Genomic DNA, 10,667 nt, shown 5'->3' with positions numbered 1-10,667 from the left:
TAATCTCAAAATCAGCGATGACACCGTCTTTCATGGGACGAATGGCGACAATATTGCCCGGCGTGCGGCCAATCATGTTTTTGGCTTCATTACCTACGGCACGCGCTTTGCCCGTATCTTTATTGATGGCGACCACGGAGGGTTCACTGAGTACGATACCTTGACCTTTAACATAAACTAAGGTGTTGGCGGTGCCAAGGTCAATAGCCATGTCATGGGAGAACATGCTGGGTAGATGACGCAATATTTTAAACACATCCGGGCCTTTCCTGGGATTGATTACCTGGTAGAATTGACAGACAGTACTACCCGCCTCAGTTGCCGGGACACAAGACGTGCTTCCACGCGTCAACATCTGTCTGTTGCAGGGCTTATTATAACAAAATTAAAATTCGAATCCCAATCCCGTTATTTCAACTGAAGCGCGGCTTCTTCCTTCTAAAACCTTGTATATTGGAGGATAGAGTCAAGCTTGATTGCATTTTCTTATTAGACTATATGAACGTGAAATATGGCTTGCTTGTGGGCAAAATATCAATCCTTTTGTCTCGACAGGGCAGCTTTTCCTCGAAAAGGCTTGCGTTTCGAGTTTGAAGCTACGGGCGGAAAATAGATGTTTCTTGTTTTTTTCAAGAAAATAGACTACCATATAAATGTCGAGGATGGCGTGGAAAAGAACGGCGAAGGAGCAGGAGTGCATCGCTTATGCAACGGGACTTAAACGCCCTATCAGAAGGACAATTCGATATCTTAGTCATTGGCGGAGGCATTGCAGGCATCTGTATCGCGCGGGATGCCGCGTTGCGTGGGCTGTCAGTGGCGCTTATCGATAAAGGCGATTTTGCAGCGGCAACGACGGCTGCCTCTTCCAAATTGATCCATGGCGGTCTTCGTTATCTCCAAAATCTGGAACTGAGCCTCGTCCGTGAGTCACTGCGGGAACGGCGCATTTGGTCGAATATCGCCCCCCACATGATCGCGCCGCTCACCTTTCTCATGCCCCTCTACGGCAAAGGAATCCGCAAGAAATTAATGCTTACGCTGGGACTCACCGCCTACGATTTGCTCGCCCATGATCGCAACCGTCTGGTAGATCCGGAAAAGAATATACCGGCACATCAAAGCCTGAACCGTGCGCAAACCATCGCCTTGGAGCCGGGCACGGAGACAGCGGATTTGCGGGGCGGCATCATCTTCTACGATTACCAGATGCACTTCCCCGAACGCCTCGCCTTGGCGTGCCTGCAAAGCGCCTGTGAAGCGGGCGCACAGGCCGCCAACTATGTGGAAGCCCATGAGCTGCTGCGCGAAGGGAATACGGTCATCGGTGCTCGGGTACGCAACAACCGCGAGCCCAGTCCTGACTTTACGATTCGTGCACGGATGATCGTGAATGCCACCGGACCTTGGGCCGATCTGCTCATGGATAATCTCTTGGAGACAGGCGGCGAGAAACGGCTGATCCGTTCAAAGGGAATCCATATTATCACGCGGCCCCTCACCCAAGGCCATGCCATTGCGGCGCAGACTTCACGGGGCCATTTCTTTATCCTTCCGTGGCGCGACTATTCCTTAATCGGCACGACAGACACGGTGTACCGCGGCGATCCTGACGGCTTCCGCGTCACAGAAAAAGATATTGTTGCCTTTGTCGAAGATATCAACGAAGCCTATCCTTCGGCGAAATTGAAGCGGCAGGATGTGATCTTCTTTTATGGCGGGCTCCGGCCTATTGTCGACCAAAGCAGCAAACCGACCAACGGTAACGGTGACGACAAAGACTCCTACAACGCCAGCCGCTCCGCTGAAATCGTGGATCATGAGATCGGTCATAGTATCTCCGGAATTATTACGGTCATTGGCGGGAAATGGACGACGGCACGATCGCTGGCGGAACAGGTAGTCGATCTGATCGTTGTGAAATTGGCTTCGAAACCCACGGCTTGCCAAAGTGAAAGCATACCCGTCTATGGCGGCAACATCGGCATTTTTACGCAATTTGTCGACAAGGTCACCAAAGAGTATCCGAATCTTGATCCCGCCCTTCTCCACCATCTCGCCGCCAACTATGGCAGTCAGATGGAGAAGATTCTTGCCCTCGCAGAAGCGGATCCGGCGCTCTATGAGAAAATGGATCCTCATCAGCCCACCATCGCAGCAGAAGTGATCTATGCCATTCGCGACGAAATGGCGCTGACACTGGAAGATGTGTTGTTTCGGCGGACGAACCTCGGCACCTGCGGCGCCCTCTCTGAGCAAACCTTGAAGAAGGTGCAAGAACAGATGAACGCCGTCTTAACCGTGTCTGACGAAGAACAACACCGCCAGTATGAACGTGTCCAGATGCACTACCAGCCCTCAGCGCGGATACGCGCCATTATCAACCCGCGCAGTTCCGCAGGCAAGACCTTGAAGCGCTGGTCGGAACTCTCCAAGCTCCTGTCCGAGTCACTCGACAAATTCGATGCCATATTCACCGACGGACCCAGGGCACCATGGCGGTTGACAGCGATAGCCTTGAATGACGGCGTAGACCAGATTATTGCGGTAGGCGGCGGCGGTACCATCAACGAAGTGGTCAATGGCTTCTTTGACCGGGGGCGGCCGATCAATCCCCAGGCCGAACTGAGCCTTATCAGCAGCGGTACGGGCTCGGATTTCCGCCGCACCTTTGCCTTGCCCATTGAACAAAAAGAACAAATCCAGCGCATCGTCGACGGCGAAGCGCGCGCCATCGATATTGGATTACTGTCTTACCGCGACGACGCCACCGGCAGTATCCGACAACGGTATTTTGATAATGTCGCCAGTTTCGGACTGAGCGGGCTCGTCGATAAAACGGTCAATCAACTGAGCTTCGCCAAACATTTCGGCGGTAAATTCGCCTTTCAATGGGGCACACTCAACGCGCTGTTGCGCTATAAAGGTCAACAAGTCCACTTGCGCATTGATGATCATTTCGATGAAATCCTCGATATCAATACGGTGGCCGTTTGCAATGGCCGCTACTTCGGCGGCGGCATGCACATCGCCCCCGAGGCAAAACCTGATGACGGACTCTTTGACGTGATCATCATTCGACAAGTTCCCCTATTCCAATTTATAAAGGGCTTTCCTTCCCTCTATAAAGGGAGACACCTTGAAAAGACACGCTATGTCTCCTTGGTGCGTGGCCGTAAAATTACGGCCGAACCGGTGAACCCCAATGATGAAATGCTCTTAGATGTGGATGGAGAAGCGCCGGGACGACTGCCCGCCACCTTTGAGATGATACCGAGGGGATTGCTTTTGCGCTATTAGACCCAACTGAAGGCGAAGAACAGCGCCTTATGGACAGAGACAGATTTCGACAATAACGATGCCCAAAACAAAGGGCATAGATGAGAAAGGACAGTCGCAATGAATAAGCTGGAATTGCGTTGGAACGGATGGGGATTACTGGATGCTCCCGATACACTCGGCGATAAAGCCGAGGATATATGGAAGTGGCTCGGCGCATATATGGGAGCGGGAACACTGCCCCATACGCCCGCCATACCTTTAGACGCGGTTGCACTGCCTCCCTCCCGCCTCAATGAGACACAGCTGCACGCCTTGCAAGCCATCGGCTCTGCAGAACAGGTGAAAACGGATCCTTTCGAACGCGCCTATCATGCGCGGGGCCGCAGTTACCATTAGCTCCTCTATTTTCGTGGAGGAAAGCTGGACACGGCTCCCGAGGCCGTGTTTTACCCGAAAACAGCGGCGGAGGTGGAACAACTTGTCGCTTATGCAGTGGAACATCGCGTGGCGCTCATCCCCTATGGCGGCGGTTCCAGTGTGGTCGGCGGCGTCACACCCCTCCATACGCAAACACAGCACGCCGTCATCACCGTAGATATGGCGTGTATGAACCAAGTGCTGACCATCGACAAAACAACTATGACCGCCCATGTACAAGCGGGCATCTACGGCCCGGCGTTGGAGGCAGCGCTCCAAGCGGAAGGGCTCACCCTGGGACATTATCCCCAGTCTTTCGAATACTCCACCTTAGGCGGTTGGATCGCCTCGCGTGGGGCGGGACACCAGTCCAACCGCTACGGGAAAGCGGAAGATTGGTTTATTGCCGCACAGATAGCCACACCCCTCGGTCTGTGGACGACCGAGCATTTCCCCAAATCCGCCGCAGGGCCGCAGTTGCGCGATTTACTGCCCGGATCAGAGGGCGCCTTCGGCATCATCACAGACGCTTGGATTCGTTTGTCGCCCCTGCCGGAAACGAAAGCCTACCGTGCCTATTTTTTTCAAGACTTTGAAAGGGGACTGCAGGGTGCCCGCGCCCTGCTCCAAGAAGGGGTGCATACGGCCATGATACGCCTCTCCGACGCCAACGAGACCTTTTTCTATAGTGTGCTTCACGGCGGCGCTGAGGTGGCGGAAAACGGGCCCATGGGCTTTTGCCTCATGTTGGTAGGCTTCGAAGGCATCGCCGATCAGGCCGCCCACGAACAAGCCCGGACAGCAGCGATTTTAGAGCGCTGCGGCGGCGCAGATATGGGCAGCGGGTTCGGTGAACTGTGGCTCAACACGCGCTTTGAAACGCCCTACCTGCGCGATCCCATGATGGATCACGGATTGGGAGTGGATACCATGGAAACGGCGATTGACTGGGCGCGGCTGCCCCGGCTCCATGAGCGCGCGAGTGCAGCACTGGAAAAAGCCCTCGCTGAAAATAATCCCAATCCCGGCGCGCCCGGCATTGCCATGGCACATCTCAGCCACAGTTACAGCCACGGCGCAAGTCTCTATTTCACCGTGGTCTTCCCTCGCAAAACGGATGCTGAAGTGGCGCAGTGGCTCGCCATCAAAAAGGCGGTGTCTGATGCCATCGTCGAGAATGGCGGCACCATTTCCCACCATCACGGCGTGGGCACAGATCATCTTCCGTGGTTAGCCGCGGAAAAGGGCATCTTGGGCATTGAGCTGCTCCAAGCCGTGAAGGCAAAGGTGGATCCCCACTATATTATGAACCCGGGCAAACTCCTGGAAATGCCTTAACCGACGGAAGAGGATTCTTCTGGGATAGCACGTTCCGACCAGGTGCCGTCCTCATAGAGCATGAGGGTGCCCCTGACCGTGTCGGGACAGACCTCCATTTGGATGAGGTGAAAGTGCCTGTTTTCTTCAACAATGCGGTGACTGAGAGGCGCGCCGCCGCCGGCGGTCAAGGTGTGACGCACACCGTCTCTCACCAACGTAGCATAGCCATGGATATGGGCATAGAAGACTTCATCAACGCCATGCTTGCATAGGAGCGCTTGAAATGCCTCTTCGTTTTTGGTGAAGCCACGCCGCCGCTCATCTTTGACAAAGCTCGCTTCGAAAAAGGCGGGCGGGATATGGGTAAACACAAATTTATGCTTACGCGCTGTTGCGAGTGCCTCTTCCAAAAAATGCAGGTCTTCGTCTGTCACATATTTCGCGTGGCAATTGTTGAAACCAATAAAAAGACAATCGTCGTAGACAAAGGAAAACTTATCGTCGCCATAGAGGGTTTTGAAGGCGGCATAATTCCGTCTGGGGCCCCGTTCGTGGTTGCCGGGAATGCAAAAGAGCGGCACCGTGCCCAGGTGCTTTTCAAAGACGCGCACGTGCTTTTGCAATAATTCGGAGGCTGTGCCGCCACGGACGATATCGCCCGTGTGAAAGACCATGACGGGGTTTAAACTGCCCGCTTTCTCGTACAAGATGCCCGCCATCTGTGTGTTGTTGCGCGTATCGCCCAAGACTACAAATTTCCAAGGACGGGGTTGCGCCGGTTCAGGCAGCGCTGCTTCCATCGCCTCGAAACGGTATGCCGCTTGTGCCGACAGCTTGGTCATCCATAAGTGATCGCGGATGATGTGGAAGACTTTGATCAGGGACAACAGGAAAATGCCGCCGCCCAAACACGCGAGGGCAGCCCAAAGATCTACACGCCATCCGAGCCAAAGCAACAGCAGGGAACAGACATAGAGCACTAAACGTTTTTTTCTAAACATAATGAGAAGAACAATCTCCTGGAAAGATCTATTCGAGCGGCGGCTCACCCTGAAGCGCAGCATCGTTGCCGAAGCAGACCCGCCGGCTTTGCGTGGATAAGGGCGTCTTGTACGTGTGTTTTTCAGTGCGACGTGAAACGCTGCAGCGGCCCCGCAGCAACGAGGCCGGCTGCGTCAACCTATAAGAATCACCTGTACTAGAAGAGCGACGGTGTAGAAACCAATTCCAGTTCCATCAGCTTCCGATGATTGTCTACACTGTAGAGTATGGCATGGTTACGCCAGATGTTGAAATCAACTTGGTACGATATGCTGCCTTTTTTTAGGATTTGATCCCAACGATTGTAAGACCAAGTAAACTCCGTGGTAAAGGTAATGCGGTCGCCTATAATGGTCTTTTCCACACCGCTGTTGTCGCGGTTGAAGGTCAATAGATGGGTTCCCAAAGGATTGTCGCTGACAATCTGCCACGTGCCGACTACAGGCGGATCAATAATGGGAATGCGACATCCTGAAAAGCCCATGATCATCACTACAACCAACAATCCTAAACACCACTTTTTAGTCATATTTCATTCCTTCTTTTAAATATTAAATTTTATGAACAACATATCTCCAGCAAACAAGCGCTATGGTAGCAAAAAGAAAAAATAAATACAAAGACAAATTACCGGTGAAATGGCTTGTGCCTAAACCTTGCCATCCTCCTCCTTGTACGATATAATGTTTTCCGTTCTTCGCTACCCGGAAACAAAAGGAAAGACTGCTTACACGAGGCTCTTGGAAGGTCGTATACCGACAACACCATTAGGATCATCGATACCCTGGGTTTCGATGACTCGGGAAACTTATTAGATGGCTAGTATCATCATCATGATCATCGCGGCATCCACTATTTTGGGCATTCAGCTGGGCACGCGCTATTGGCGGAACCGCCGTACCAAGGTCAGTTTCAATAAGGGAATGGAAGCCTCCACCGCCAAAGAGTATGATGCGGCGGTGCGTGCTTTCCGTAAATGTGTGCGCCTAGCGCCGCAATGGCTCTATGACCGCACGCTGATGGCAATCAGCCTGGCACACCGCGGTCAGGTCTCCGAAGCACTCAAAGAGATTGAAATGGTGGAAGCCTTTCAACCCCGTGAAGGCGATACCTGGGCGCTCATTGTCACCTTTTTTGTGTTGAGCATGCCTGAAAATGAAGAACGTGTTTTCGACGCGCTGGAACGGCTGGCAGCGCTGGACGCGCAGACCGCGAAAACCTTGATAGAACAGCCTTGCTTTTTACGATATAACGGATCACCGAAATTCATCGCCTTGAAAAAAACAACCGATACATCCCTACCCCCAACGCCGGCGGATGGGAATGCCAACTTTTAAAGATATAAGAGCCTTATCCATTCACGATCCGAAAAGAAGGAAATAATCGCTATGCGTTTTTTAATCAGTCTGAGCCTACTCTTCCACTTATGCAGTTTGGTTGCTCCGTACGCCTATACCGAAACAAACATTGCAGAGACCCCGCTCGTGGACTTTACAAAGGATGCCATCCCCGACTTTGTCCGCTTTAATTTCACGCAGCCCGTCGCAAAGGATGCAGAAAAAGGGCTAACGGTCCGTTTTGACCAGGCAGAATGGCCCAACCTATTCTTGCAAGCGCCGGAACAGAAATGGGATTGGTCTGATTTCGACGGCGTCGGCGTGCTGGTGTATAATCCCGCAAACGCGGCGGTGAACGTAACGCTGCGCCTGGATAACGAAGGGGCGGACGGCATGAACGCTTGTAATACCCTCTCCGACGCGGTGCCCGCTCAGCAAACATATCGTGTGCAAATGGCCTTTAAACGGACAAAGAGCAACGGCAAATTATGGGGCATGCGCGGGTTGCCGCCCGTTGAAATATCCTCGGGCAACGGTGACCCCTTGGATCTCAAAGCTATTACCGCCTTTCAACTCTTCCTTTCCCATCCCGAAGACCTGACGACGCTCTGCTTTAAAAAGATATTTTTGTATAAATGCGATGGCTCCGGAAACATCACGACCCAACTGCCCTTTATCGATACTTTCGGACAGTATAAACACGCAGACTGGCCCGGCAAACTCCATTCCGAAGAAGAACTCAAGAGCCGGCTCGAAGAAGAAGCTGCCGTGCTTGCTTCCGCAGCGCCCATGCCCGGACGGGATAAGTTCGGCGGCTGGGCAGACGGCCCCAAACGGGAAGCAACAGGCTGGTTCAGAACAGAAGAGGTGGACGGAAAATGGTGGCTCATCACCCCGGAAGGCACGCTCTTTTTCTCTTTAGGGATTGATTGTGTGGGTACGGGAGAATATACTTTTGTGGAGCAGCGGGATGCGTGGTTCGACTGGCTGCCCGACAAAGAGGACCCTCTCTTTGGGAAACTCTACGGACAGGTGAGACAAGCCCATAGCATGGCGGATCCCATTAATGGGACGGGCGCGATCTTCAACTTTTATGGCGCCAACCTGATCCGCAAATACGGGGAAATGTGGCGGGAACCGTGGCGCAACACTGTCTATAAACGGCTGCAGCATTGGGGTTTTAATACGGTCGCCAACTGGAGCCAGGCAGACATTGTCGAGCATAGCCCCCTCCCCTTCACCGCCTGTACCTCACTGGGGAACGTGCGATTGATCGAAGCCTCCCAAGGCTATTGGTCAAAAATTATCGATGTCTTTGATGAGTCCTTTGAAACGACGGTGGAAGCGGCAGTGGGCTATATTGCACAAAAATATGCGGACAACCCCTTGTGCATCGGCTATTTTGTTGACAATGAGCTGTCTTGGGAAGGCGTCGTCAACGGCGTCCTCGCAAGCACCCGGGAGCAGCCGGCGCGACAAGATTTCATCCAATTCTTGGAAGAACGCTACGAGACCATGGACGAGCTCAACAAGGCGTGGAAAACCGAATTCGACGGTTGGGACAACTTGCGCCGCCCCAAAAAAGCGAATAAAACAGCACAAGCCGATTTCGATGATTATTTACATCATTATGCAACGCGCTATTTCTCGGTCATCCAAGATGCGGTCAACCGGCTTGCGCCCAACCAATTGTATCTTGGCTGCCGCTTTTCGCTCGCCCCCGAACCGGTAGTCCGTGCTTGTGCGGAAATCATCGATGTAGTTTCCTTTAATCTCTACTACCGCAGCATCGCTTTAGACAAGTGGAACGGTGAGAATAAGCTTGGCAAACCCCTTATTATTGGGGAATTCCATTTTGGCGCCTTGGATCGGGGCATGTTCCACACCGGTCTCGTCAGCACGGAAAACCAAGCAGCGCGGGCACAGCACTACTACGATTATGTACAAAGCGTGATCGATCATCCCGGCTTTGTAGGCTGTCACTGGTTCCAGTTTGTTGATGAACCCGTTACAGGCCGCTGGCTCGACGGAGAAAATTATAACATCGGCTTCGTCGATGTGACGGATACCCCCTATCCCGAGCTGACCGCCGCCGCACAGGCTATCCATCGTGATGTCTATACAAAACGCTATGGTAAAGAATAGTACGCCCATTAAAGACGGCCTATACGCTTGATCAGATTCATATATAGATGAATCCTATCGCTTATGAATGGAGGGAAGCTTCGTCTCTTCGCGTGGCAGAAAGTCACGCCCGCCTTGCGAAAATATCGCCACAACCTAAAATCGAATATATCTATACGGTTTTGCCCGCTCTTCGACCTGTTGCAAAGTCTTGCATTTGATCCGGAACACACGTATACTAAAACTCATTGATTTGAGAATAGTTGTTGTGTATTGGTATGTCTACATTGGGAACGTGACATGATCAATTCCAAAACATGGGTCTTACAAATCACGATGGCGATGCGCATTGTACTGCTGTGTTTGCTGTGCAGTGTAGAAGAGGCGGCGAAATTCGATGGACTGTCTAAAGAAAGTCATAAACGAAACAACCATTCAACCAAATGGTATAAGCCCTTATCCATCGCTAAACAAGAGGGGACAAAATCCTTTTCGGCCGAGGCAAGTCCTCGCTACCTCTTCACACCGCAGCCCCAACTCCCTCACGGTGTTTCAAGACATATGCTCGAATATGGCTGGTGAAGGTGAAAGTTTTGCCGTAAGTTGCCGGCTAATGCGCGAGAGATCCTTCCCTTGAAGAGGCCTTTAACATTTCTCCTTGCCTGTTTGTTGCATCGGTACCAAAAAAGAGGATAGGATACCAAAAGAGAAAAATAGCATTGCAGCAATAGATTATAACTTCGTGCAGGTCCTGCCTGCCGTACAGAAACGAAGGAGTCTCGAAACGTGGAAAGCAACCTAATTTCAGCCCTGGAACTTGAATACAGTCCTGTTGTTTTGGAATGGACCAACGAAAAGCCTGAAGGGGCCATAGAGTTTGGTAAACAAAAATGGGGCTGCGTTATGTTTCATTTCGCCGCCGCATTAAAAGGACGTACGGCCGTCATGAGCAGAGAAACCTACGGGTGCCAAGGCGGCGGCGTCGGGATGGGCTCTGGAAATAACTACACGGCTTTCCCGGGCGGCTGTGAGTACTTCTACCGTTATATGGCCGATGGTAATGAAAGTTATCCGGAGGGCAAAAAGATCGGGGAAATGATCGAGATGTCGGGACATCGCGAAACGGGACGTGTCTTCCTCAATGGC

General features: G+C 52.3%; 10 protein-coding genes. 7 read left to right on the top strand and 3 right to left on the bottom strand.

The features are described 5' to 3' along the window. A partial coding sequence (locus GX117_08505) for a rod shape-determining protein (protein NLO33380.1) occupies positions 1–226 on the bottom strand: 226 nt, incomplete at its 3' end. Between the two features lie 479 nt (positions 227–705). On the opposite strand from GX117_08505, the gene GX117_08500 reads away from it, so the two are divergent. The 3 genes from GX117_08500 (at position 706) to GX117_08490 (ending at position 5,037) form a co-directional block, all read left to right on the top strand. Further along, positions 706–3,300, top strand: coding sequence for an FAD-dependent oxidoreductase (locus GX117_08500; protein NLO33379.1), 2,595 nt, complete (start codon positions 706–708; stop codon positions 3,298–3,300). A 99-nt stretch (positions 3,301–3,399) separates the two neighbouring features. Continuing rightward, positions 3,400–3,678, top strand: a complete 279-nt coding sequence (locus tag GX117_08495) for a hypothetical protein (GenBank protein NLO33378.1) — start codon at positions 3,400–3,402, stop codon at positions 3,676–3,678. 45 nt (positions 3,679–3,723) lie between these two features. Continuing rightward, positions 3,724–5,037, top strand: coding sequence for an FAD-binding oxidoreductase (locus GX117_08490; GenBank protein NLO33377.1), 1,314 nt, complete (start codon positions 3,724–3,726; stop codon positions 5,035–5,037). Here GX117_08490 and GX117_08485 read toward each other — a convergent pair. Continuing rightward, positions 5,034–6,020 (bottom strand): hypothetical protein, encoded by a 987-nt coding sequence (locus GX117_08485; protein ID NLO33376.1) that lies wholly within the window; start codon positions 6,018–6,020, stop codon positions 5,034–5,036. The two genes, GX117_08490 and GX117_08485, sit on opposite strands and share 4 nt — an antisense overlap. Positions 6,021–6,217: 197 nt before the next feature. Beyond that, complete coding sequence (locus tag GX117_08480; protein ID NLO33375.1) at positions 6,218–6,589, bottom strand: hypothetical protein; 372 nt, start codon at positions 6,587–6,589, stop codon at positions 6,218–6,220. 286 nt (positions 6,590–6,875) lie between these two features. Between GX117_08480 and GX117_08475 the strand changes: the two genes are divergently transcribed. The 4 genes from GX117_08475 to GX117_08460 form a co-directional block, all read left to right on the top strand. Further along, positions 6,876–7,397, top strand: coding sequence for a hypothetical protein (locus GX117_08475; GenBank protein NLO33374.1), 522 nt, complete (start codon positions 6,876–6,878; stop codon positions 7,395–7,397). Positions 7,398–7,448: 51 nt separating this feature from the next. Then, positions 7,449–9,542 (top strand): hypothetical protein, encoded by a 2,094-nt coding sequence (locus GX117_08470; GenBank protein ID NLO33373.1) that lies wholly within the window; start codon positions 7,449–7,451, stop codon positions 9,540–9,542. A gap of 279 nt (positions 9,543–9,821) precedes the next feature. Next, positions 9,822–10,103 carry a hypothetical protein gene (locus tag GX117_08465; protein ID NLO33372.1) on the top strand — a complete coding sequence of 94 codons (282 nt, stop codon included), beginning with the start codon at positions 9,822–9,824 and terminating at the stop codon, positions 10,101–10,103. A gap of 204 nt (positions 10,104–10,307) precedes the next feature. After that, positions 10,308–10,667 (top strand): DUF169 domain-containing protein (locus tag GX117_08460; protein ID NLO33371.1); only part of this gene is annotated, 360 nt, incomplete at its 3' end.

The organism is Candidatus Hydrogenedentota bacterium (assembly GCA_012523015.1).
Classification (GTDB): domain Bacteria; phylum Hydrogenedentota; class Hydrogenedentia; order Hydrogenedentales; family CAITNO01; genus JAAYBJ01.
This window is presented reverse-complemented; position numbering and strand designations above follow the sequence as displayed.

What these genes read in the sequence shown, in the direction of transcription:
- GX117_08500 (NLO33379.1), top strand. Translation starts at nt 706, where the DNA reads ATGCAACGGGACTTAAACGCCCTATCAGAAGGACAATTCGATATCTTA.
- GX117_08495 (NLO33378.1), top strand. Translation starts at nt 3,400, where the DNA reads ATGAATAAGCTGGAATTGCGTTGGAACGGATGGGGATTACTGGATGCT.
- GX117_08485 (NLO33376.1), bottom strand. Translation starts at nt 6,020, where the DNA reads ATGTTTAGAAAAAAACGTTTAGTGCTCTATGTCTGTTCCCTGCTGTTG.
- GX117_08480 (NLO33375.1), bottom strand. Translation starts at nt 6,589, where the DNA reads ATGACTAAAAAGTGGTGTTTAGGATTGTTGGTTGTAGTGATGATCATG.
- GX117_08475 (NLO33374.1), top strand. Translation starts at nt 6,876, where the DNA reads ATGGCTAGTATCATCATCATGATCATCGCGGCATCCACTATTTTGGGC.
- GX117_08470 (NLO33373.1), top strand. Translation starts at nt 7,449, where the DNA reads ATGCGTTTTTTAATCAGTCTGAGCCTACTCTTCCACTTATGCAGTTTG.
- GX117_08465 (NLO33372.1), top strand. Translation starts at nt 9,822, where the DNA reads ATGATCAATTCCAAAACATGGGTCTTACAAATCACGATGGCGATGCGC.